Annotated in this window: 21 protein-coding genes and 1 pseudogene; 11 read left to right on the forward strand and 11 right to left on the reverse strand. The window is 67.6% G+C overall.

Annotated features, from left to right (window positions below; genetic code table 11):
- Positions 1–7 precede the first annotated feature (7 nt).
- Entirely contained in the window at positions 8–889 is an 882-nt protein-coding gene (locus CSW60_RS16225) for a hypothetical protein (RefSeq protein ID WP_099538341.1), read from the reverse strand.
- A 109-nt stretch (positions 890–998) separates the two neighbouring features.
- On the opposite strand from CSW60_RS16225, the gene CSW60_RS16230 reads away from it, so the two are divergent.
- The 3 genes from CSW60_RS16230 (at position 999) to CSW60_RS16240 (ending at position 3046) form a co-directional block, all read left to right on the forward strand.
- On the forward strand, positions 999–1619 hold the full coding sequence (locus tag CSW60_RS16230) for a TIGR02466 family protein (protein WP_099538342.1): 621 nt from the start codon (positions 999–1001) through the stop codon (positions 1617–1619).
- 121 nt (positions 1620–1740) lie between these two features.
- Positions 1741–1923, forward strand: coding sequence for a hypothetical protein (locus CSW60_RS16235; protein WP_099538343.1), 183 nt, complete (start codon positions 1741–1743; stop codon positions 1921–1923).
- Positions 1924–2020: 97 nt separating this feature from the next.
- Complete coding sequence (locus CSW60_RS16240; protein ID WP_099538344.1) at positions 2021–3046, forward strand: AI-2E family transporter; 1026 nt, start codon at positions 2021–2023, stop codon at positions 3044–3046.
- A gap of 193 nt (positions 3047–3239) precedes the next feature.
- Here the strand turns inward: CSW60_RS16240 and CSW60_RS16245 are convergent, their stop codons facing one another.
- Complete coding sequence (locus CSW60_RS16245) at positions 3240–3611, reverse strand: thiol-disulfide oxidoreductase DCC family protein (RefSeq protein ID WP_099538345.1); 372 nt, start codon at positions 3609–3611, stop codon at positions 3240–3242.
- Positions 3612–3747: 136 nt separating this feature from the next.
- Between CSW60_RS16245 and CSW60_RS16250 the strand changes: the two genes are divergently transcribed.
- A complete protein-coding gene (locus tag CSW60_RS16250) occupies positions 3748–5310 on the forward strand; it encodes an oleate hydratase (RefSeq protein WP_099538346.1) in 1563 nt (520 codons plus the stop codon).
- Positions 5311–5370: 60 nt separating this feature from the next.
- Positions 5371–5706, forward strand: coding sequence for a hypothetical protein (locus CSW60_RS16255; RefSeq protein WP_099538347.1), 336 nt, complete (start codon positions 5371–5373; stop codon positions 5704–5706).
- A 37-nt stretch (positions 5707–5743) separates the two neighbouring features.
- Here the strand turns inward: CSW60_RS16255 and CSW60_RS16260 are convergent.
- Together CSW60_RS16260 and CSW60_RS16265 are read right to left on the reverse strand one after the other, a co-directional pair.
- Positions 5744–6444: pseudogene (locus CSW60_RS16260) on the reverse strand (DUF998 domain-containing protein).
- A 17-nt stretch (positions 6445–6461) separates the two neighbouring features.
- Positions 6462–8174, reverse strand: a complete 1713-nt coding sequence (locus CSW60_RS16265) for a M20/M25/M40 family metallo-hydrolase (RefSeq protein WP_099538348.1) — start codon at positions 8172–8174, stop codon at positions 6462–6464.
- A 406-nt stretch (positions 8175–8580) separates the two neighbouring features.
- Between CSW60_RS16265 and CSW60_RS16270 the strand changes: the two genes are divergently transcribed.
- Positions 8581–8820, forward strand: a complete 240-nt coding sequence (locus CSW60_RS16270; protein WP_099538349.1) for a flagellar basal body rod C-terminal domain-containing protein — start codon at positions 8581–8583, stop codon at positions 8818–8820.
- A 174-nt stretch (positions 8821–8994) separates the two neighbouring features.
- Here the strand turns inward: CSW60_RS16270 and CSW60_RS16275 are convergent, their stop codons facing one another.
- The 3 genes from CSW60_RS16275 to carA all read right to left on the reverse strand — a co-directional run bounded on the left by CSW60_RS16275 (position 8995) and on the right by carA (position 12158).
- Positions 8995–10035, reverse strand: coding sequence for an alcohol dehydrogenase family protein (locus tag CSW60_RS16275; RefSeq protein WP_099538350.1), 1041 nt, complete (start codon positions 10033–10035; stop codon positions 8995–8997).
- 14 nt (positions 10036–10049) lie between these two features.
- A complete protein-coding gene (locus CSW60_RS16280) occupies positions 10050–10787 on the reverse strand; it encodes an SDR family NAD(P)-dependent oxidoreductase (RefSeq protein ID WP_099538351.1) in 738 nt (245 codons plus the stop codon).
- 204 nt (positions 10788–10991) lie between these two features.
- Positions 10992–12158 (reverse strand): glutamine-hydrolyzing carbamoyl-phosphate synthase small subunit, encoded by a 1167-nt coding sequence (carA, locus tag CSW60_RS16290; RefSeq protein WP_099538352.1) that lies wholly within the window; start codon positions 12156–12158, stop codon positions 10992–10994.
- Positions 12159–12428: 270 nt separating this feature from the next.
- Between carA and CSW60_RS16295 the strand changes: the two genes are divergently transcribed.
- The 4 genes from CSW60_RS16295 to CSW60_RS16305 all read left to right on the forward strand — a co-directional run bounded on the left by CSW60_RS16295 (position 12429) and on the right by CSW60_RS16305 (position 17331).
- Positions 12429–12716: a DUF1272 domain-containing protein gene (locus CSW60_RS16295; protein WP_099538353.1), complete on the forward strand. Its 288-nt coding sequence runs from the start codon at positions 12429–12431 to the stop codon at positions 12714–12716.
- 420 nt (positions 12717–13136) lie between these two features.
- A complete protein-coding gene (locus CSW60_RS16300; protein WP_099538354.1) occupies positions 13137–16232 on the forward strand; it encodes a TonB-dependent receptor in 3096 nt (1031 codons plus the stop codon).
- A 203-nt stretch (positions 16233–16435) separates the two neighbouring features.
- Complete coding sequence (locus tag CSW60_RS24255) at positions 16436–16570, forward strand: hypothetical protein (protein WP_255409003.1); 135 nt, start codon at positions 16436–16438, stop codon at positions 16568–16570.
- 56 nt (positions 16571–16626) lie between these two features.
- Positions 16627–17331: an HAD family hydrolase gene (locus CSW60_RS16305; protein WP_099538355.1), complete on the forward strand. Its 705-nt coding sequence runs from the start codon at positions 16627–16629 to the stop codon at positions 17329–17331.
- Between the two features lie 129 nt (positions 17332–17460).
- On the opposite strand, the gene CSW60_RS16310 is transcribed toward CSW60_RS16305, so the two are convergent.
- The 4 genes from CSW60_RS16310 to manD form a co-directional block, all read right to left on the reverse strand.
- Positions 17461–18546, reverse strand: a complete 1086-nt coding sequence (locus CSW60_RS16310) for an acyltransferase (protein ID WP_099538356.1) — start codon at positions 18544–18546, stop codon at positions 17461–17463.
- An 88-nt stretch (positions 18547–18634) separates the two neighbouring features.
- A complete protein-coding gene (locus CSW60_RS16320) occupies positions 18635–19072 on the reverse strand; it encodes an endonuclease domain-containing protein (RefSeq protein ID WP_099538357.1) in 438 nt (145 codons plus the stop codon).
- Positions 19073–19226: 154 nt separating this feature from the next.
- Positions 19227–19976, reverse strand: coding sequence for a FadR/GntR family transcriptional regulator (locus CSW60_RS16325; protein ID WP_099538358.1), 750 nt, complete (start codon positions 19974–19976; stop codon positions 19227–19229).
- Positions 19977–20083: 107 nt separating this feature from the next.
- Positions 20084–21295, reverse strand: coding sequence for a D-mannonate dehydratase ManD (gene manD, locus CSW60_RS16330; protein WP_099538359.1), 1212 nt, complete (start codon positions 21293–21295; stop codon positions 20084–20086).
- Positions 21296–21650: 355 nt separating this feature from the next.
- On the opposite strand from manD, the gene CSW60_RS16335 reads away from it, so the two are divergent.
- Positions 21651–23795 (forward strand): alpha-glucuronidase family glycosyl hydrolase, encoded by a 2145-nt coding sequence (locus CSW60_RS16335; RefSeq protein WP_099539160.1) that lies wholly within the window; start codon positions 21651–21653, stop codon positions 23793–23795.
- Positions 23796–23851: the final 56 nt, after the last annotated feature.

The following is a 23851-nucleotide window of genomic DNA, read 5'->3' on the forward strand; positions in this document are numbered from 1 at the left end:
TGCCTCCCTAGTTGAATGAAGGGTCCTTGGTCTTGACGCACTCGGCCAGCGCCGCCTTCTGCTCGGGGGAGCCGGCGTCCACCACGCGCCCCATGTCTCGAACGGTGGGGGCTGCGACGCCGTCCTGCTTGGGCATGCAGGCGACCAGGATCGCCTGATGGCCCGGATCGGGCGTGGTCCCGTCTGGCTGCCAGTACCGGATCAGTTTGCGCGCGGCGTCGTCATAGGTCGATTTCAGCGTCGTCACCTTGGCGATGCGCTGCTCCGCGGCGGCGTCCTTGACGCCGGCGTCCTTGGAGATCTGGTTCAGAGCGCCATTCAGCGTGCCGGCGACGTAGTAGTCCTGCAGGTCGGCCAGGGCGGCGACCAGCGGATAGTCGGCGTCAGGCCGCGACAAGCCTTCCTCTATCTTGGCCAGAACGGTCTTGCGCGAGGCGTCCATCTGGCTGACCACCGCTGGCAGCGTCTTACTGTAGTAGAGCTCCTTGTCGACCGTCGCCCGCAGCCCCAGTACGGCGCCGGCGTAGGTGGTGAGATGGGTCTTGGTCGCGGCGCTCTTGGCCAAGGTGGCCGCGCCTGTCAGCCCCGCCGCCGCCACGTCCGAGCCAAGAGCGAACGCTTTCTGCTGTACGCTCAGTCCTCGGACGAAGTCGTCATAGGTGATGTCAATCGCATAGAGGCGCGCGCGAACGATCTGGTCGCGCTTGCTTCGGCGAGCAGCTTGATCGGTGATGGCGGCGTAGTCCGTCACGGCCGCCGGTTGCGTGTCGGCCCTCACCAACTCCAGCGCCGCCTTCGGCGTCTCAAGGGGCGCGGGATAGCCCTCGAAAGACTGGCAGCCGGCAAGTCCGACCGCGGCTGTAACAAGGACAAGGGTGATCAATCGCATTCCTGTCCCCTTTGGAAGAACGCGGTTATTCTACCTTTGCATCGCCTATGTTCTTCAGCAAGTATAAAGTGTATTTGACAGCCGCGATCGTCGTGACTACCCCGCCCCCATGACCACGCGCAGCCTCTTCGCCACCCCGATCTATCAAGCCAGTCTCGCGGGCGAGAAGGGCTTCGAGGCCTTCATCGACGACCTGCACGACGCCTGCGTCGCCATCGCCGAGGAGGACGAGGCCGGTCAGGCCTGGGCCTATAACAAGGGCTATCTGGGCTACACGTCCTACGCCTCGCTGAACGACCTGCCGCAGCGCGACAGCCTGTTCGCCGAGCTGAAGAAGAAGCTCGACAAGCACGCGGCGGCCTTCGCCAAGGAGCTGTGCTTCGACCTGGGCGCGGGCAAGCTGGTGATGGACAGCTTCTGGATCAACATCCTGGAGCCGGGCGGCCAGCACACCGGCCACATTCATCCGCACAGCGTCATCTCCGGCACGATCTACGTCACCATCCCGCCGGGCGCCTCGGCCCTGAAGTTCGAGGATCCGCGCCTGCCGATGATGATGGCCGCGCCCAACCGCCTGGCCGACGCGCCCGAGAGCCTGCAGCCGTTCGTCTACGTCCAGCCGGCGCCGGGGACGATCCTGATGTGGGAGAGCTGGCTGCGCCACGAGGTGACCCCCAACCAGGCCGACGAGCAGCGCATCAGCGTCAGCTTCAACTACGCCTGGCGGTAGGGGGAGCGCGCGGCGCCGCGCTTGGACAGTTTGTCCAGCACCCCCAAGAGGACGAAGGCGGTAGAAGCCCCAGCACAACGAATGACGGGCGTCGCCTTCGACGCCGTCCTGGAGCGCCGTTTTGACCTGGGCAGACTGGTTTCCGTTCGTCTTCTTCCCGTTCAAGATCCTGGTGCTTGGCGTCGGGATGTTCTTCTCCATCAAGTGGCACCATGACCAGGCCAAGAAGGAAGAGCGGGAGAAGCGCGAAAGGGACGGTTCACGTGACGAGGGCGAGCTCCAGGACGCGCTCCGCCAGGGCTGAAACCGTCGAGGGCGCGACGATCCGCCAGCCCCTCAATGGTAGCGCTTACCGCTAGGGAAGTGGTATCGCCCGTGAGCACAGCCCTCCCGGAGACCGCATGACCAAGACCGGCACATCGTTCCTCGTGAACTTCGCCGCGGCCTCGGCCCTGCTGTATGTGTTCCGCGCGGTGCTGTGGCCGTTCACCCTGGCGCTGGTGCTGGCCATCCTGATCATGGCGCTGAGCGAGCGGATCGTGCGCCTGCTGCCCAAGGCGCGGCGCTGGATGGTGTTCGCCATCACCGCCGTGATCGTCGGCGGGATCATCGTCGCCAGCATGGCGGTGGTGGTCGAGGGGGCTTCGCGGATCGTCGACAAGATGCCGGCCATGCTGGCGCGGATCGACCAGCTGCTGGCGATGGTTCCCGCTCCGGGCGGGCGGCTGAGCCTGGAGGCCCTGGCCCAGAAGGTCGAGCTGGGGCCGGTGGCCGACCGACTGCTGGGCAGCGTCCAGGACGCCTCGGCGGGCCTGGGCCTGACCCTGATCTTCCTGTTCTTCCTGCTGGCCTCCAAGCCGATGATCGAGAAGCGGGTGGAGTCCATCGTCGCCTCGCGCGGCGGCCGCGGCCTGGCGACCGTGCTGGAGCACAGCTTCTCGGGCGTCGAGAGCTACATGTACGTCCAGTCGATCACCGGCCTGATGATCGCCATCGGGTCCTGGGCGGTCATGATGGCGGTGGGCCTGGACAACGCCCTGTTCTGGGGTCTGGTGATCTTCCTGTTCGCCTATCTGCCGGTGCTGGGCGTGCTGGCCGGCAGCGTCGGCCCGACCCTGTTCGCCCTGCTGCAGTTCCCCAGCCTGACGCCCGCGATCATCGTGTTCGTCGGCATCCAGGTCGTCTCGTCGATCGTCGGCAACCTCGTTTTGCCCAAGATGCAGGCTGACAGCCAGAACATCGACCCGGCCGCCAGCCTGATCGCGGTCGGCATGTGGACGGTGCTTTGGGGCGTGCCGGGCGCGTTCCTGGCCATCCCCCTGACCCTGGCTCTGATGTACGCCCTGGCCCAGTATGACGACCTGCGCTGGCTGGCGGTGCTGATCTCGCACGACGGCGACCCGACCCCGATGGAGCCTGCGGAGTAGGGGGTCTTCGATCCGCCGTTCAGATCAATAAGCAGCCTTCCTGGGCCTTGTGCCCAGGACCCATTCTGGCGGCGGGCTCCGCGCTTGGAGAAAGGCGAAGCTGAGAGGCCCGCGGCGCTCGTCGATTTCAGCGGTCGCGGGACAATGGGTCCTATGCGCAAGGCCTAGGAAGGCAGGGGGAGGGGCGCAGGCCCTACCGCCCCCTCTCCATCCGCGTCACCCACCGCTGCAGCCTCGGCCGCACCCTCAGGAAACGCCGATAGAGCGCATCCAGCGCCTTCAGCGCCCAGGGGCGGCGTGCCAGCAGGCCGAACGGCCGCAGCGCCGGGATGGCCCGCCACATGGCCGCGAAGGCCGCCGCGCCGGACAGGAGCTGGCCGTTCTCGCGGGCGTGGAACTTGGCCAGCAGGTCGGCGCGGTCGATCGGGCAGCTGGCGTCCTCCCCATCATCTTTGGCCACATCGATGAAGCTGATCGCGCCTCGGCGATCCAGCCGGCGCATCAGGGCGATCTCGCGGATGCACAGCGGGCACGCGCCGTCGAACCAGACCGTCACCTGAGCCATGGGCAAGCCCTCCAGACTTCGCTCTTCAGGTGGGCCCGGCGCGCGCCGCCGTCAATCCTTGACCCGCCTCAAGGCGGGCCGTCGCGGACGGGCGGACAACGCCGCCCTCGATCAGGCGTAAGGAAGGATCAGGGCCATGAAGCACTATTTCGTCGGCGGCGGTATCGGGGCCCTGGCCGGAGCCGCCTTCCTGATCCGCGACGCGGCCGTCGCTGGCGCGGACATCACGATCTACGAGAAGAACCCCAAGGTGTTCGGCGGCTCGCTGGACGGCTCGCGCCTGCCTGACGGCTCGTACTCGCTGCGCGGCGGGCGGATGCTGACCACCGACCACTACGAGTGCACCTGGGACCTCTTGTCGACCATTCCAAGCGTCGACGCGCCCGGCCAGACGGTGCGCGAGCAGACCATCGCCTTCAACAAGGAGGTCGTCGCCCACTCCCAGGCGCGGCTGGTCGATCGCAACCTGCACAAGGTGGACGTGACCCACCTGGGCTTTTCCATGCAGGACCGGCTGGAGCTGGTGCGGCTGATGCAGACGCCCGAGGAGACGTTGGGCGATGACCTGATCACCGACTGGCTGTCGCCGCCGTTCTTCGAAACCAACTTCTGGTTCATGTGGCAGACGACCTTCGCCTTCCAGCCCTGGCACAGCGCCGTGGAGCTGAAGCGCTACTTCCACCGCTTCATGAACGAGTTCCCGCGCATCGAGACGCTCGGCGGGGTCAAGCGCACGGTCTACAATCAGTATGACGCCATCGTCGCGCCGCTGGAGCGCTGGCTGCGCGAGCGGGGCGTGAACTTCGTCGGCGACACGGTCGTCACCGACATGGAGATCGCCACCGAAGAGGGCCGCCACCGCGTGACCCGCCTGACCCTGGACCGCGCGGGCAAGGCCGAGACGGTGGACGTCGCCGCCGACGACCTCGTCTTCTACCAGAACGGCTCGATGACCGACGCCACCAGCCTCGGGACCATGGACGCCCCGCCGCCGGCCATGACCAAGGCCGACAGCCAGGGCTGGGCGCTGTGGGAGAAGATCGCCGCGGGCCGTCCCGAGTTCGGCAATCCGGCCGCCTTCAACACCCAGATCGGCCGCAGCCTGTGGGAGTCGTTCACCGTCACCTGCCGCAATCCGAAGTTCTTCGACGCCATGAAGGCCTTCAGCGGCAACGCGGCCGGGACCGGGGGGCTGGTCACCTTCAAGGACTCGCGCTGGCTGATGTCGGTGGTGCTGTATCACCAGCCGCACTTCCTGGATCAGCCCAAGGGCTGGTCGGTGTTCTGGGGCTACGCCCTGCATCCCGACCGGGTCGGGGACTTCGTCGCCAAGCCGATGAGCCAGTGCGGCGGGCGCGAGATTCTGCAGGAGCTGTGCGGGCATCTCGGCCTGGAGCTCGACGTCTTCGAGGACGCGACCTGCGTGCCCTGCCGTCTGCCCTACATCACCTCGATGTTCATGCCGCGCCGCAAGGAAGACCGGCCGCTGCCGGTTCCCGAGACCTCGGTGAACCTGGCCTTCGTCAGCCAGTTCGTCGAGATCCCGGACGACGTGGTCTTCACGGTCGAATATTCGGTGCGGGCGGCGCAGACGGCGGTCTACCAGCTGAAGGGCGTCGACCGTCCGATCCCGCCGATCACCCGCCACGACCACGCTCCGGCGGTGCTGCTGCGCACGGCGGCCAAGGCGATGAGCTGAGGGCTCGACGGCGCCCTGCGTCAGCGTCATCCTTCCCTCAAAAGAGGGAGGGAGCGCGACATGGCGCCGTTTCGACTGTTCCTGCTGGCGTGCCTGGTGGCGATCGTCGGCTACACCAGCGTGACCATCGCCCGCCACGGCTGGAACCTGCTGCCGATCTTCTTCGGCGACATGGCGGCGATGGGCTGGCCCGGCCAGTTCAACCTGGACTTCTTCTGCTTTCTGCTGCTGTCGGGCCTGTGGGTGTCTTGGCGCGGCGGGTTCAGGCCGGCGGCGATCGGCCTGGGCTTGGTCGCCGTGTTCGGCGGGATGCTGTTCCTGTCGATCTACCTGCTGATCCTGCTGTCCCGCACGGGGGGCGACATCCGGCGCGTGCTGCTGGGCGAGCGGGCCTGAAGTCTCCTTCCTCCCCCGGTGGGGAGGAAGGAGCGGATCAGGCCGAGGCCGACTCCAGCTCTCCGACGAGGGCCCGCCGCCAGCCGCGCTCCAGCGTCCAGGCGGCGACGGCCAGCCACAGCAGGCCCAGGAACGCGTGGCCGCGTTGCCAGTAGCCGACGTCGTGGCCGGTGCGGACATTCCAGACGCCGGTCAGCAGGGCGAAGACCAGCAGCAGGCCGAAGAACCAGCCCAGCGAGAAGCTGGCCAGGCGCCGGTGCTCGGGCTTGCCCCACAGGGCCCAGGCGGTGAACAGCGGCGCGAACTGGATGGCGAGGCCCACGCCGCAAGCGCGGTGCATCGGATCGGGCCAGTGGAAGACGCCCGCGAAGAAGGCCCCCAGGCCCGTCAGCGCCACGAACAGCCCCGCGAAGGCCGAAACCACCCGGCGGCCGCCGGCGTGCTCCAGCGCGTGGGTGAAGCCGGCGCCGGCGAACAGGCCCGCGATCCCGGCGATGACCATGCCGATGTTGAACACCTCCGGCATCGGCGCGGCGGGGCCGCCCAGCTCGCTGATGAACTGCGCGCCCGCGTCGAAGCCGGGGAACAATCGCTGAGCGATCCACACGTCGGCCACCATCACGGCCGGCGCGATCACGCCGATCTTCAGGAAAGCGCCGGTGCGGAGGGTCACGCGGAAAGCCCGGAGTCGAAAACGAAAGAGGGCGGCAGAATCCCTTCCGCCGCCCTCCGGGTCAATCGTTGCTTTCGGCTTCCTACTTCGCCGCGGACGGATGCCCCGCCGGCGCGAAGGCGGCGCCGAAGAAGTCGCCCTTCTTCCAGACCGGACGGGCCGGCGCATTGGCGAGTTCGCGGGCGATCTCGTAGTTCACCAGGGCGAACTTGGCGGCCGCCTGGTAGTCGATCGGCTGGTTCAGGTCATCGCCCGGGTGGTGGTAGTTGGTCTTCAGGAAGGTGGTGAAGGCCTTCTCGCCGCCGTTCTGGAAGCCGGTCATCAGGAAGACGGCCGGGATCCCCTGCTCGACGAAGCGGTAGTGGTCCGAGCGAGTGAACAGGCCCTCTTCCGGCAGCGGATCGCCCGAGAGGCCCACGCCCACGCGAGCGGCGGCGTGCTTGACGGCCTCGCCCACGGTCGAGCGGTCGGCGCCGAACGCGATCACGTCGGTGAACGGGTACAGCAGCACCGGCATGTCCAGGTTCACGTCGGCGGCGATGTCGGCCTTCTTCACCGTCGGGTTGTTGGCGAAATAGTCCGAGCCGACCAGGCCCTTCTCCTCGCCGGTCAGGGCCAGCAGGACGATCGAGCGCTTGGGACGGACCTTGGTGTTCTTGAAGCCGCGCGCGACCTCCAGCAGGGTCGCCACGCCCGAAGCGTTGTCGAGCGCGCCGTTGTTGATCCGGTCCTCGCCGGGCTTGGCGTTCTCCTTGATCCCGATGTGGTCGAGGTGGGCCGACAGGATAACGGTCTGAGCCTTCAGCGTCGGGTCCGAGCCCTCGATGATCCCGACGACGTTGCTGCTCTCGCGCTTCTCGATCTCGGTCTTCAGCGCGACCTTGAGCTTGGTCGTCAGCGGGAAGCCCTTGACCGCGCCCTGCGGGGTCTCGGCCTCGGCCAGGACGGCGTCGAGGGCGGTCGGGGCGCCGGCGAACAGCTTGGCCGCGCCGGCCAGGCTGATCTGGGCCAGCGACGGGGCAGCCGGCGCGCGGATCGCGCCGACGTCCTGGGCGTCGCGCCAGGTCACGCGCCACTCCTTCATGCCGTTCACGCCGCGCGCGAACGGACGACGCTTCTCGCCGCTGGTGGTCGGGATGGTCACGACGCCGATCGCGCCGCGCTTGGCGGCCTCGGCCCGCTTGGTGTTCGGGCTGGAGAGGTGGGCGCGCTCCTCGGTCTGTATCGCGGTCGGCGCGCCCGTCAGCATGACGACGATCTTGCCCTTCACGTCCAGGCCCGCGTAGTCGTCGCGGCCGCGCGTGGCGTCAACGATCCCGTAGCCGACGAAGACCAGCGGCGCCTCGACGCTGAGGTCGGCGGCCTGGGCCTGGGCGGTCGGCAGATAGTCCTCGCCGTACTTCAAGGCGACGGCCGCGGCGCCATCAGCCTGGGGGGCGCCGGTCAGGGTCACCGATCCCTCGCCCGCCGGACGGAAGGCCAGCAGCGGCACGCGCTGCAGGTAGCCGCCCTTGTCGCCGCCCGGCTTGACGCCCAGCAGGGCGTACTGGGCCGCGACGTAGTTGGCGGCGATGTCATAGCCGCGCGTACCGGCTTCGCGGCCTTCCATGGCGTCGTCGGCCAGGAAGGTCATGTGCGCCTTGATCGCCTCGGCGGAGGGGACGAAGTCCGACCCGGCGTGGGCCTTCTTCGCGGCGGCGGCGACGGCGGGCTTTGCGGGAGCGGCCGCCAGGACCGGCTGGGCGACCATCAGCAGGGCGGCGCTGGCGAGCGCGGCGCGACGCGTGAACGACATTCTCTAGAGGCTCCTCGGGACGCGCGCGTCGAGCCTTCTCGGCTTCGGCCACGTCCAAACGGTTATCGAAAACGGCCCCCCAAGGGCGCGGTCGCGAACCATGTCGGGACGATGACGGCTTGTCGAGGCGTGGTTACCTGAACGTTTTGTAATCTTGGGCAGGACCTTGCGCGGAGAGGCGTCGCAGCGGCGGACGCTCGCGGCGGCGGGCGGGTGACGTCGCTTCCTTTGTCCTCCACCTCAGGAGGAGGGGACGTTTCCACCTCCAGCGGAGGTCGGGGCGGAAACCGGCTTTATGGTTAATTCGTGCTAAAAAAGGTGACCAAGTAGTAAATTTTACCATCTTTGGTTGCGAGCGCTTAACCCAACCGCCCGGATAACTCGCGACGAGCAAGGAGGACGCCTTATGCAGGCTCTCGCTATCGCCGCCGCCGGCATGACCGCCGCCGCCGACCGTCTGACCGCCAGCGCCCAGCGGGTGGCGTCATACGACGCGCGCGCCGAGAAGGTCGAGGAACTGAAGGACGTGGACTACGCCAAGGAGCGGGTTGAGCAGGTCAGCGCTCAATACGACTTCAAGGCCAACGCCAAGGTCGTTCAGACCGCCGACCAGATGACCGGCGCGCTGCTGAACATCAAGGCCTAGTCCGCTCCACGCGTTTGGGTCTCGCGCTCGTCCCGGTTCGCCGGAAGAGCGCTGGACTCTGCCAGCCGCCAAGCGCCCGAAGCGCGCCCCCTTTTGCCGAGGGCGCTTGGCCGCCGCCTCCCGCAGCGCCCCCTATGTTTGCGGGAGGCGGCCCCTTAGCGCCGGGCCGCCTCGTCAGTCCGGCGTCAGCACCATCTTCAGCGCGCCCGCCTCGCGGGACTCGAACAGCCTGTAGGCCTCGGCGCCCTGGCTGAGCGGCATCCGGTGGCTGACATACTTCTCGGGCCGCAGCCGTCCCGAGCGCACCAGCGGGAACAGGGCCGGCAACTCCTCCGGCACCGAGCACGTCCCCACCCGGAAGGTCAGGCCCGCCGCGAAGGCGCGCTCCAGCGGGAAGGCGAAGCGCCGGGCCTGCTGCACCCCGATCACCGACACCACGCCGCGCGGCCGCACCAGGCTCAAGGCCGACTCGACCGTGGCCTCGCCGCCGACGGCCTCGATCACGCAGTCCAGGCCTCGGCCCTTGGTGTCCTCGCGCACGCGGGCCTTGGCCTCGTCGGGCGTCAGGGCGATCGCGCTGGCCTCCTCGGCCAGGGCGCGACGAGCAGGCAGGGGATCGATGGCGTAGACGACATGCGCGCCCATCACATAGGCGCTCTCGACGGCCATCAGGCCGATGGGGCCAAGGCCGATCACCGCCACGCTGGCGCCCGGCCGGACCTCGGCGTTGCGGGCGCCGAACCAGGCCGTCGCCAGGGCGTCGGTCATCATCAGCGCCTGCTCCATCGAGACGCCGTCGGGGACCGGCACGGCGTTCATGTCGGCGGCCGGCACGCGCACGGCCTCGGCCTGAGAGCCCTGCAGCCGCGCCGACAGGCCATAGCAGCCCCCCTCGCCGTTTTCGCAGGTCTGGATCACGCCCGACCGGCACGAGCGGCAGCGGCCGCAGCCCACCGCCGCCGGCAGCATGACCTTGTCGCCGACCTTCAGCCGCTGGACGCCGCGCCCGACCTCGACCACCTCGCCGACCGCCTCGTGGCCGACGCAGAAGCCCAGGTCCTCGGAGAAGCCGTGGCCGTGATAGATGTGCAGGTCCGAGCCGCAGATCGAGCAGGCGGTGACCTTGACGATGGCGTCGCGGTCCGATTGGGGCGTCGGATCGTCCATGCTCTCGTACCGGACGTCGCGAGCGCCGTGGTAGCGCAGGGCTTTCATCGTCGTTTCTCCGCTTACAGCGACAGGCCGCCGTCGACGACCAGGGTGTGGCCGGTGACGTAGGACGCCAGGGGCGAGGCCAGGAACAGCGCCGCCCCGGCCATGTCGGCGGGCGTGCCCATCCGGCGCTGGGGGATGGCGGCCAGCGCGCCGGCCAGGCGCTCGGGATTGGCGGTGGTGACCTTGGTCAGCTTGGTCTCGACCAGGCCCGGCGCCAGGCCGTTGACCCGTACGCCCTCGGGCGCCCAGGCCTGGCCCAGGGTCTTGGTCAGGCTGATCGCCCCGGCCTTCGAGGCCGCATAGGCGGGGTTGCCGATATTGGCCTTCAGGCCCGAGATCGAGCTGACGATGATGACGCTGCCCTGGCTCTGGGTCAGGGCGGGTTTGAAGCGCCGCGCGCAGTGCATCAGGCTGTCGAGATTGACCGCCATCACCCGATCCCAGCCGGGCCGCTCGAACTCGCCGCGCTTGTAGACGACCGTGCCCTGGCAGAGGACCAGGACGTCGAGGGTGTCGAAGGGCGCGGGCGCGGCCTCGATGGCGTCCGGATCGCCGACGTCGACGCTGGCGTAGGCGAGGCCCGTCAGGTCGGAGCCTTCGGCGGGGTCATAGTCCGCCGCGCTGGCCCGCGTGCCCCAGACGCAGACCTCGGCGCCCCGCGCGCGGAACGCCTGGGCGATCCCATTGCCGATCCCGCTGGACCCGCCCACGACCAGCACCCGCCGACCCGTGAAGTCGGTGTCGTCGATCATCGCCGCATCCTCCCTTTTTCCAAAGGATAGGCGCGGGTGACGTAGGGGAGGTCAAAGGGGGGGAATATAGATGCTCCCCCGTGATACGGGGGAGCTGTCGCGGAGCGACTGAGGGGGCAAGCTTGGCGATCGCCGCGTTAGCCCCTTCCGGCCCTCTGGGCCACCTCCCCCGCATCGCGGGGGAGGATCTAAGAGGTCAAAGCCTTACTTCGCCTGGTCCATCAGGCCGGCGAAGCGTTCGAACAGGTACAGGCTGTCCGTCGGGCCCGGAGACGCTTCCGGGTGGTGCTGGACCGAGAAGACCGGCTTGTCGGCCAAGGCGATGCCGGCGTTGGTGCCGTCGAACAGCGAGACGTGGGTCTCTTGCACCGGCGCGGGCAGCGAGGCGCTGTCCACCGTGAAGCCGTGGTTCATCGAGACGATCTCGACCTTGCCGGTGGTCAGGTCCTTCACGGGGTGGTTGGCCCCATGGTGGCCCTGCTCCATCTTGACGGTCTTGGCGCCCAGGGCCAGGGCCAGCATCTGGTGGCCCAGGCAGATGCCGAACACCGGCTTGCCGCTGGCGACCAGCTTCTGGATCTCAGGCACCGCGTATTCGCCGGTCGCGGCCGGGTCGCCCGGGCCGTTGCTCAGCAGCACGCCGTCCGGGTTGCGGGCCAGGATGTCCTCGGCCGAGGTCGAGGCCGGCACCACCGTGGCGCGGGCGCCGACGTGGGCGAGCGCCCGCAGGATGTTGCGCTTCACGCCGTAGTCGATCACGACCACTTCGTACTTGGGCTTGTCCAGCTTGGCGTAGCCTTCCGGCCACGACCACAGGCCCTCGTCCCAGGTGAAGGTCTGGGTGGTCGAGGCGTCCTTGGCCAGATCCAGGCCCACCAAGCCGTCCCAGGCCTTGGCCTTGGCGACCAGGGCCTCGAGGTCGAACTTGCCGTCCGGCGAATGGGCGATGACGCCGTGCGGCATGCCGGTCTCGCGGATCTTGCGGGTCAGGGCGCGGGTGTCGATCCCGGCCAGGCCGATCACGCCCCGCGCCTTCATCCAAGCGTCGAAGTCGCCGCCGGCGCGCCAGTTGGCCTGCTCGGTCGGGACGTCGCGGAACAGGGCGCCGCGGGCGGCCGTCTCGGCCACGCCGGTGATCTGCTCGACGTCCTCGGCGTTCGTGCCGACGTTACCGACATGCGGGAAGGTGAAGGCCACGATCTGGGCCATGTAGGAGGGGTCCGTCAGGATCTCCTGGTAGCCGGTCATGGCGGTGTTGAAGCACACCTCGCCGACCGCGTCGCCGACCGCGCCGCAGCCCACGCCTTGCAGGATCGTGCCGTCCGCGAGGGCCAGAACGCCGGTGACGCCTGGGAGAAGGTCTTGGGACATTCTATTGAGCGCTCCTGAAACGCGATGGCCCGGAATTGGGCAGTCTATTTTTGCAAAAAAGCGGGCAGGGAGTAACCCCGGCCCGCCGCGCAAACGGCGCGGTGTCTAGGGGGTATGGGGGAGGGGGTCAACCCCTCTCGATCACGGGATTTTCTCGCGCCTCCACATTCCCGTGATCGGTGAACGCGCGCCCTCGCACGAGGGGCGGAAAACGCTTTATAGTAAAGGGCTTCCAGACATCGAAGCGCGACGGACAGGGGAGGACGGCCCATGCTCGAGTTGCGTCCTAATTGCGAGTGCTGCGACCGCGACCTGCCGCCGGCCAGTCCGGAGGCGCGAATCTGCACCTTCGAGCACACCTTCTGCTCCACATGCGCCGAACTGCGCTTTGATGAGACGTGTCCTGACTGCGGCGGCGGCCTGGTCGCCCGCCCGATCCGGCCCGAGGCTCAACTGCACCGCTTCCCGGCCTCCCTGCGCCGGGTGATCAAGGCGCACCGGCCGGCGACCGTCCGAACGCCCCAGCGCGAGCCCGAGCGGCCGACGGGGTGGGTGTAAGAAATCCCTCTCTCGACGAGAGAGGCAGGGGCCCGCCGCGAAGCGGTGGGAGGGTGAGTGCGTACGCGCTCTCACACTAAAACTCTGCTTAGGCGCGCTGACCGTGACGATCGCCCTCCCGGGCCAAGGTGAAACCGCTCACCCTCCCACGCCTGCGCGGGCCCCTCCCTCTCTCGACGAGAGAGGGATTCATTTCTCCCTTACCCAACACCGTTGCGCCGGCGCCGCAGTGGCCAACCAAAGGTCCGACAGCCTCCCGACAACAAGGTCTGACCACGTTGACACACGAGGACATACCTCGTAACGCTTGCAGTGTGACCGCTACCACTGCCTTCGGGCGGTGCGTCAGGCTCTAAAAAGGGTCGACGGGTCGCGGCCAACAACGAACTGGCGCAATGCGCCGACCTTAGGGGGAGAAACATGCGGACTACCCGACAAAACCGTTCCGCCCGTCGTCTGGCTCTGATCGGCGCGACCTGCCTGACCACTTTGACGATCGGTCAGGCCGCTTACGCTCAGACCGCGCCGGCGCAGGCGCCGGCCGCCTCGGCTGACAACAGCGCCGTCGAAGAGATCGTCGTCACCGGCTATCGCAAGAGCCTGGCGCAATCGACCGTCGCAAAGCGCGAGACCACCGGCTTCGCCGACGCGATCTTCGCCGAAGACATCGGCAAGTTCCCCGACTCCAACATCGCCGAGTCGTTCAACCGCATTCCCGGCATCACCATCACGCGGGACATCACCGGCGAAGGCACGAACGTCGCCATCCGTGGCCTGGGTTCGAACTTCACCAACGTGACCCTGAACGGCGCCTCGATCGCCGTGGCCTCGTCGGGCGCGACGGACGCGCAGGGCACCGACCGTTCGGTCGACCTGTCGTTCTTCCCGACCGACCTTTTCACCAAGCTGACGGTAAACAAGAGCTACTCGGCCAGCCTGCTGGAAGGCGGCGCGGCGGGTAACATCGACATGCGCTCGGCGCGTCCGTTCGACCGTCCCGGCCAGCACCTGACCATGAACGTCCAGGGCGTGAAGCCCGACGGCGCCAAGCTGGGCGGCAAGGGCTCGCTGATCGCCAGCAAGACCTGGGACAACTTTGGCGTCCTGTTCGGGGTTTCGGGCCAGCGCCTGCACACCGACACCCGCGGCTACGAGACGATCGGCTTCACCAATCCGAACCTGTCGGCCGCCCAGTGCGGCGCGACCAGCGGCTGTAACGCCACGGGCGGCGGCAACTGGACGATCCCGGCCACGGTGCCGGTCGGCGCGGGCGGCGGCCTGGTGGCCGGCACGGTCATCGACCGCGACTTCCTGCTGTCCAAGAACCCCGGCGCGACGATCCAGCAGATCGACAACGGCCTGCTGCCGCGTCTGGGCCGTCCCTCGGCCGAGTACGGCCGCCGCGACCGCATCAACCTGGTCGGCAGCGTCGAGTGGCGTCCGAACGACGACATGAACTTCTACATCGACGGGATGTACGGCTACAAAAAGAACGACCTGCTGCGCGAGGACATCGCCTGGATCGTTCGCAACGGCGCGATCATCCCGACGAACACCAAGTACGACAAGACCGACTGCTCGACGGGCTGCACGGTCACCTCGGGCACCTACGCCAACTCGCAGTTCTTCCTGGAATTCCGTCCCTATCTCGAAAAGACCGAGCTGTGGGGGATCAATCCGGGCGGCGAATGGCGCATCAGCGACAAGCTGAAGGTCGAGGCCCAGGCCAACTACACCAAGAGCAACTTCCACCGCGAAAGCCCGACCTTCGGTCCGGTGACCGCGCTGGGCGTCGGCACGACGGTGGACTACACCTACAACCCGAACGGCCCGCCGACGATCAAGAGCAGCGTCGACCTGAACAACCCGGCCAACTTCGTCTGGACCGGCGGTCGCCTGAACATGCAGGACGAGAAGCGCTGGTACGAGACCAAGGGCGCCCGCGCCATCGTCACCTGGGGCGACGAGAAGCTGAACCTGAAGTTCGGCGCCAACTACGACGACGTCTCGCGCACCATCCGCGGCTACGACAACACCACGCCGTGGCAGAACGCGACCTGCGGCAACAACCCCAGCATCAACCTCAACTCGCCCAACAGCACCCCGCCGTGCCAAGGCCTGAACCAGCCGGGCGCCGCTCCGGCCGGCTATCCGACCTATCCGGGCTATGGCACGGGCGCCACGGCGGGCCAGACCGGTACGCTGACCTACGGCGGCTCGCTGATCCCGACCACCAGCCTGGCCAGCTACCTGAAGCCCGGCCCGGCCGGCTTCGTCACGGTCGACTGGGACAAGGTCAAGCAGGCCACCGGCTACGACAAGCTGCATGACGCCTATGTCGAAAGCGGCGGCTCCAACACCGGCGCCAGCGGCGGCTACATCAACGAGAAGAACAGCGCGGCCTATACCGAGCTGAACGGCGTCACCCAGGTGCTGGACAGCGACCTGCGCTACAATGTCGGCCTGCGCTACGTCCACACCAAGCAGACCATCGGCGGCCGCGTCTCGCTGGCCGATCCGCGCAACACCCTGCCGGGCGGCGCTCAGCTGCCGGACGGCGCGCGCTATCCGAACATCGTGAACTTCGTCTACACCGAGAACACCTACTCGAAGTGGCTGCCGGCCGCGAACATCGCCTATGATGTCAGCGAGCACGCCGTCGCCCGCGTCGCGGTCTCGGAGACGATGACCCGTCCGGATCCGGCCGCCCAGCTGCCGGGCGTCAGCTTCGGCGCCCCGTCGGCCGACCAGGCCACGATCGGCAACTCGGCCCTGAAGCCGTACTTCTCGAAGAACATCGACCTGGGCTTCGAATTCTACACCGGCCAGGAGGGCGTGATCGCGGTCAACGCCTTCCGCAAGTCGCTGACCGGCTTCACGACCAACAACGTCGTGACCCTGCCGTTCACGGCCCTGGCCCAGTACGGCATCACCTACGACACCATCAACGACACCCAGAAGACGGCCATCAACTCGCGTGGCGGCCCGAACCAGGCGCAAGTCCAGGTCCAGTCGCAGATCAACGTGCCCAACAAGCTCACGATCAACGGCCTGGAATTCCAGTGGGTGCAGCCGCTCGACTTCCTGACCAGCCGCTTCGGCGTCGAGGGCCTGGGCGTCAACGCCAACGCCACCATCGTCGACCAGACCAGCAACGGTCCGGCGATCGCCTACGGCGTGGCCAAGTACACCTACAACCTGACGGGCTACTACGAGCACAACGGCGTCAGCCTGCGTCTGAGCCACGTGTTCCGGAAGGGGTCGCAGTCCAGCGGCGCCAACCAGAACGGCATCAGCGCCGCGGCCCTGTTCTCGGACACGTACAAGCAGACGGACTTCTCCTCGAGCTACGACCTCGAGAAGATCCTCGGCATGAAGAACGCGCCGCAGCTGACCTTCAACGTGACCAACCTCACGAACGAAAAGCTGCGCTCGCACTTCCAGTACGACAACGCCACGTTCACCTACTACAAGCCCGGCCGCCAATACGTGGTCGGCATGCGGATGAGCTTCTAAGCCCATCGACTTCTGGTCCGGGTCCTTCGGGATCCGGACCGCATATCCTCCCCCAAGACCATCTGGCCCGGCCTCGCGCCGGGCCTTTTCTTTTGGGCGCGCGGCGCGCCGAACGGACAAACTGTCGCAGCCGTTTAGGATGTGCGGGTTCCGGCCTGTTAACGAGGATCAGGCTAAGCGTCGTGGGCAAGGAGCCCGCCCGCATGATCCCGACCCCGCCGCATGAACTGTTCTCGGCCACCCGCCTGATCTTCGGGCTGGCGGAGGCGCTGGTCGGCATGGTGCTGTCGGCGGCCGTTCCGGTCAGCCTGGTGGTCTTCGCGGTCCTGACCTTCTGAGGCCTTGGCTCTAAGGGCGTGTCGTCATGCCCGGGACGATGCTAAACCCCGATCCCATGACGAGCATCACGACCGTCGGCGTCGACGCCGACGACACCCTCTGGCACTGCGAGAGCCTGTTTCGCCTCTCGCACCAGCGCTTTCTCGACCTGCTGTCCGAGCATGGCGACCCCGAGAAGATCGAGGCCCAGCTGACGGCCGTCGAGAAGCGCAATCTGCGGGTCTATGGCTACGGGGCCAAGGGCTTCACCCTGTCAATGATCGAGACGGCGCTGGAGGTCACCGACGGCCAGGTCGACACCCGCGTGATCCGCGAGATCCTGGCGGTGGGGCGCGAGATGCTGACCGAGCCGATCGAGCCGTTGCCCGGCGTCGAGAACGCCCTGGCCGCCCTGTCGGACCGCTACCGCCTGATCCTGATCACCAAGGGCGACCTCCTGCACCAGGAGCAGAAGCTGGCCTCGTCGGGCCTGGGCGACTACTTCGTGGCCGTCGAGATCGTCTCGGAAAAGGACGCCGACACCTATCGCCGGGTGTTCGACCGTTATGGCACCGGGGCCGAGCAGGCGGTGATGGCCGGCAACTCGATGAAGTCCGACATCCTGCCCGCGCTCGAGGCCGGCTGCTGGGGCGCCTTGATCCCGTATCCGCTGGTCTGGTCGCACGAGGCGGCCGAAGCGCCCGTTGGGCATGAGCGGTATGTCGAGCTGGCCAATATCGGCGAGCTGCCGGCCTGGGTGGATGGGGTTGCCAAGCGCTAAGCGCTCCCTCCGTCACGATGCTCCGCATCGCGCCACCTCCCCCGTTTCACGGGTGAGGAGGGGTGTCATCCTCCCTCGCGCAGCGGGGGAGGTGGATCGGCGCCGAAGGCGACGAGACGGAGGGGGCGCTCAGGCCGCCCGCTTCTTCCCCAACCCCGCCATCCAGTCCCGCGCCGGCCGCTCGAACGCCACCAGCGACAGATAGGCGATCGGGAACAGGGCCACGACCCAGAACAGGACCCACAGGCGCATCAGGTCGCCGTTCAGGCTCCACATCCCCAGACCCACCCAGGCCAAGCCCATCTTCAGGGCGATGGGATGCAGCAGGTACAGGCTGAACGACAGCTGGGCCCACGGCGCCAGGCGCTGGCTGACGCCGCCCTGGACGCCCCTGGCGTCGGCCGCCACGCCCAGGAGGCCGATGGCGTAGACGACGAACAGCAGGACGGTCCTCGGCGTCCCCGCCCACGAGGCGACCAGATAGGCGCCCAGCAGCAGCCACATCAGAAGGTTCGCGCGCGGGATCTTCGCCAGCGTGTCGCGCAGTTGGAAGGCCGCCATGCCGATCAGGAAGCCGGGAATCGCCCTCAGCACGCCATAGTCCCAGGTCCACTGGTGGAACGGCCGGTCGCCGTGCGGCATCCGCAGCATGATCATGATCGACAGCAAGGCCACGGCCAGGGTCACCCACGGGCCGCGCGCCGTCAGCAGGAACAGCAGCGGCAGGATCAGGTACATCCCCATCTCGGCGCTGATGGCCCAGCTGACGAAGTTCCAGGTCTGGGAATGGCAGACGCCCCAGGCGTGGATGAAGACGATGTTGGGGACGATGCAGGCCACGTCATAGCGGCGCGGGTCGCGATCCTGGATCCAGCCAGCCAAGCCGGCGGCGGCCACGGCGATGAACACCAGCATCGTCGCCCAGTGTAGCGGCCCCAGCCGCGCCACGCGCTTTTGCAGGAAGTCCCGGTACTTGGCGACGGTCGTAAGGCGTCCGGTGTAGATCGCGGCCATCACATAGCCGGAGATCAGGAAGAACAGGTCCACGATCAGGCTGAAGCTCTTGATCGTGTCGTCCGCCCACTGCCAGCGGCCGTCCAGATTGATGAACCGGTTGAAGTGGAACACCACGATCATGACGGCTCCGACGATCCGCAGGGCGTCGAGATGCAGCATCTGGTCGGAATCAGGTTTGAGCGGCGGGAGCTTCAGCATGGGGGATTGGTGGCATGAGAACGCCCCCTCCGTCACGATGCTTCGCATCGCGACACCTCCCCCGTTTCACGGGGGAGGAGGAAGCTGCTCATCCTCCCTCGCGTAGCGGGGGAGGTGGCGCGTCGCCGATAGGCGACGAGACGGAGGGGGCGCTTTTCGCCGCGCGTTGCCTCATCAGGTCCATGCAGGTGTCCCAGATGCCGTCCGCGACGCTCGTCGGATCGCGCATGACGTCGTCAGCGGCGTAGCGCAGGATCTCCAGTCCTTGGTCCCGCATCCACGCATCCCGTCGCTCATCCTTAGCGCCCTGGCTCCCCATGTTGTGGCCCCAGCCGTCGATCTCGATCACCAGCCGAGCCTCCGAACAATAGAAGTCGGCGATGTAGGGGCCAATGGGGTGCTGGCGACGGATGCGCGGTCCGCCGGGTTGCCGTGAGCGGAGGCGAACCCAGAGTATGACCTCCGGCGGGGTCATTTCGCGGCGTAGCGACTTTGCGCGCGTGTGTGTCTTGCTAAGTGAGCGCATGGGTTGAGCATGCGTTATTGCGCCCCCTCCGTCACGATGCTTCGCATCGCGACACCTCCCCCGTTTCACGGGGGAGGAGGAAGCGGTTCATCCTCCCCCGTGAAACGGGGGAGGTGGATCGGCGCGCAGCGACGAGACGGAGGGGGCGCTTGTCCTAAATCGCCACCCGCTTCGCGATCGCGCTGCGCCGGGCTTTGGTCTCCTGCTGGGCCTTCTGGACCGCTTCGGTCTCGGTGGCGTGCAGCAGGTGGTCGATGACGCGTTCCAGGTGGTCGCGCATGGCCTGGCGGGCGGCGGCGGGGTCGCGGGCCTTGAGCGCCTCGACCACGCGGCGGTGCTCGACGATGCGGGGCTCCAGGCCCATGCCGCGGGCGCGGGTCAGGATGTTGCGGGCCAGCGGCGAGCGGTTGCGCCAGTCCCACAGGTTCTCGATCGTGGCGATGATCGCGCCGTTGCCGGTGGCCCGGGCGATGGTCAGGTGGAACTCGCGGTCGGCGTCCTCGCCCCGGATCTCCTCCTCCTCGTGCATGCGCTGCAGGAGGCTCTCCAGCTCGGCGATCTGCTCGTCGGTGATCGAGGTGGCGGCGAGGGCCGCGGCCTCGCCCTCGAACAGGCGGCGGGCCTCGATCAGCTCGAAGGCGCCGATCTCGAAGTCGATCTCGCTGGACGGGGCGACGGGCCGCACATTGCCGGTGACATAGATGCCCAGGCCGTGGCGGGCCTCGATCATGCCTAGCATTTCCAGGGCGATCATCGCCTCGCGCAGGGTGGGGCGGCTGACCCCGAACTGCTCAGCCAGCTCGCGCTCGGTGGGCAGGCGATCGCCGATCTTGTACTGGCCCGCCTCGATGGCCTCGGCCACGGTGTCGGCGATCTTGCGGTAGAGCTTGACGTTGTCTGACATGGTCGGCGAAGGGGCCTGAAACACGTGGGCTTGTCTAGGTCCGGATTTCTACCACGGACCACGGCGACGCTTGGCGTGTTTTCTCCTGGGCGCCTTCGCCGTTCCCGTCACCAGTCGTGCATCGAGCCGTCCAGGCGGCGGGCGATCGGCAGGTAGGCGCGCTTGTAGGGATACTTGGCGGCTAGGTCCTCGTCGATGTCGACGCCCAGGCCCGGCGCCTCGCCCGGGTGCAACATGCCGTCGCTGAAGGTGTAGGCGTGCGGGAAAACGGCGTCCGTCTCCGGCGTGTGGCGCATATATTCCTGGACGCCGAAGTTCGGGATCGACAGGTCGAAGTGCAGGGCCGCGCCCATGCAGACGGGCGACAGGTCGGTGGCCCCGTGGCAGCCGGTGCGCACGTGGTGCAGGTCGGCGAAGCTGGCCAGCTTCTTCAGGTGGGTGATGCCGCCGGCGTGCACGACCGTGGCGCGGATGTAGTCGATCAGCTGTTCCTCGATCAGCTGCTTGCAGTCCCAGATCGAGTTGAAGATCTCGCCGATCGCCAGCGGGGTCGTCGTGTGCTGGCGGATGATCCGGAAGCTGGCCTGGTTCTCGGCCGGGGTGGCGTCCTCCATCCAGAACAGGCGGTAGGGTTCGAGGTCCTTGCCCAGCCGCCCGGCCTCGATCGGCGTCAGGCGGTGGTGGACGTCGTGCAGCAGGTGCAGGTCGTCGCCCAGGCGCAGGCGGGCGGCCTCGAAGAGGGCGGGGGTGCTGCGCAGATAGCGCTCGGTCGACCAGATGGTCTCCTTGGGCAGGTCGCTGTCGGCCGGCTCGTAGAACATCTTGTCCTTGGAGACGCCGTAGGTCCCGCTCATGCCCGGCACGCCGGTCTGGAGGCGGATGGCTTTGTAGCCCTGCTCGGCGTAGTGGGCGGCGTTGTCGAGGGTCTCCTCGATCGTCTCGCCGTTGGCGTGGCCGTAGACCATGACCCCCGTGCGGCAGGCCCCGCCCAGCAGTTGATAGACCGGCAGGCCGGCGATCTTGCCCTTGATGTCCCACAGCGCCATGTCGACCGCGGCGATGGCGGCCATGGTCACCGGGCCCCGACGCCAGTAGGCGCCGCGATAGAGGTACTGCCAGATGTCCTCGATCTGGTGGGCGTCGCGGCCGATCAGGCAGGGGATGACGTGCTGGCTGAGATAGGCCTCGACCGCCAGCTCGCGGCCGTTCAGCGTGGCGTCGCCGATCCCGTAGACGCCCTCGTCCGTGATGATCTTCAGCGTGACGAAGTTGCGCCCTGGGCAGGTGACGATGGTCTTGGCGGCGATGATCTTGGGCATGAGGCGCTTCGGCTGGCCGCGAGGGCGTGAAGGGGTGGGCCGAAGCACGGGACGCCCGGCGCGCGCGAGAAGCGCGCCAGCATCCAAGACTTCCTCCCTGGCTTATCGATGTACCGGTACCATAAAGGTTGTCAACCCAGTGGTCTGACCTCTAAGACTACAAGACCCGACCTTCGGCGGCGCCGTGTTGCGCGGTGGCCGTCAGGGTTCGGAAAGTTCAAAAAAGGCCGATCTTCCCGGCGAACGCCGGGACCCAGATCATAAGGCCGTATCGGGACCAGACCTGGCTCGTCCGAGCCTTTCGATCTGGGCCCCGGCATTCGCCGGGGAAATCGGGATTAGGGTAGGAAACATGATGCGTTTGATGGCGTTCGTCGCGGCCCTGCTGTTCCTCGCCGCCCCGGCCGCCCGCGCCGAGGACGGCTATGACCTGTGGCTGCGCTACAAGCCGGTCGAGGCCTCGGCCAAGGGCGCCTACGCCGCTCGCGCCGCCGCCATCGCGCCAACCCGCGACACCCCCACCCTGAAGGTCGCCGGCGCCGAGCTGGAGCGGGGCCTGACGGGTCTCGTCGGCAAGCCCGCGACCGCCGCCGCTGGGAGCCGCGACGGCGTCATCCTGCTGGGCGCGGCGTCGGACCCGGCGATCGCCAAGCTGAACCTGCCGCTCAAAGCCCTGGGCGAGGACGGCTACCTGATCCGCACCCTGCCCGTGAACGGCAAGGCGACCACGGTGATCGCCGCCAACCGCGACATCGGCGTGCTCTATGGCGTCTTCCGGTATCTGGAGCTGATCCAGACCCGCCAGCCCGTCGCCAGCCTCGACCTCGCCAGCGCGCCGAAGGTCAAGCTGCGGATGCTGAACCATTGGGACAACCTGAACCGCACGGTCGAGCGCGGCTATTCGGGTCAGTCGATCTTCGACTGGTGGAAGCTGCCCGATCACGTCGATCCGCGCATGATCGACTACGCCCGCGCCAACGCCTCGCTGGGCATCAACGGGACGGTGCTGAACAACGTCAACGCCAAGGCCGACAGCCTCACCGCGCCGTTCATCGCCAAGGCCGCAGCCCTTGCCGACACCTTCCGCCCCTACGGCATCAAGGTCTATCTGTCGGCCCGCTTCTCGGCCCCGATCGAGATCGGCGGTCTGAAGACCGCCGACCCGCTGGACCCCGCCGTCCGCGCCTTCTGGAAGGCCAAGGCCGACGAGATCTACAAGGAAATCCCTGACTTCGGCGGTTTCCTGGTGAAGGCCAATTCCGAAGGCCAACCCGGTCCGCAGGACTACGGCCGCACCCATGTCGACGGCGCCAACATGCTGGCCGAGGCCGTCGGGCCGCACGGCGGCGTCGTGATCTGGCGCGCCTTCGTCTATTCGCACGAGCAGCCGGACGACCGCGCCAAGCAGGGCTATTCCGAGTTCAAGCCGTTCGACGGCCAGTTCGCCGACAACGTGGTCATCCAGGTCAAGAACGGCGCGATCGACTTCCAGCCGCGCGAGCCCTTCCATCCGCTGTTCGGGGCCATGCCGAAGTCGAACCTCGGCATGGAGTTCCAGATCACCAAGGAATACCTCGGCTTCGCGACCCACCTCGTCTATCTGGGCCCGCTCTACGAGGAGACCCTGCGCTCGGACACCCTAGCCAAGGGCAAGGGCTCGACTGTGGCCAAGGTGGTCGACGGCCAGCTGGACGGCCGCAAGCTGACGGTGATGGCCGGCGTGGCCAATATCGGCTCCGACCGCAACTGGAGCGGCTCGCAGTTCGACCAGGCCAACTGGTACGTCTTCGGCCGCCTCGCCTGGGATCCGGAAGCCGACACCCGCGCCATCGCCCGCGACTGGGCCAGAATGACCTTCACCAACGACCCGCGCTTCGTGACCCCGGTGGTGGACATGATGATGGGCTCGCGCGAGGCGGCGGTGGACTACATGACTCCGCTGGGTCTGCACCACCAGATGGGCGAGGGGCACCACTATGGCCCCGGTCCCTGGGTGTCTGGCGGCCCGCGCGCCGACTGGACCAGCGTCTACTACGCCAAGGCCGGTCCCGACGGCATCGGCTTCGACCGCACGCCGACCGGCAGCAACGCCACCAGCCAGTACGCCCCGCCCGTCGCCGCCTGCTTCGCCGACCTCAAGTGCGTCGACGAGAAGGACTTGCTGTGGTTCCACCACGTACCCTGGGACTATCGCCTGAAGTCCGGCGACACCCTGTGGGACGGCATGGTCAAACACTACTCGCGCGGCGTCTCGTACGTGGATGGCATGAACCGCACCTGGGCCAGCTTGGCGCCTTATGTCGACGCTCAGCGCCACGCCGAGGTCGCCGACTTCCTGAAGATCCAGCGCAACGAAGCCCAATGGTGGCGCGACGCCTCGATCGCCTGGTTCCAGACGTTTTCGAAGCGCCCGCTGCCCGCCGGCGAGAAGCCGCCGCAGAAATCGTTGGAGTACTACCAGGGCCTCAAGTTCAAGTGGGCGCCGGGGAACGGTCAGTAGGGTTTCCTTCTCCCCTTGCGGGAGAAGGTGTCGGCGCAGCCAACGGATGAGGGGTT

Source organism: Caulobacter sp. X, assembly GCF_002742635.1.
GTDB lineage: Bacteria > Pseudomonadota > Alphaproteobacteria > Caulobacterales > Caulobacteraceae > Caulobacter.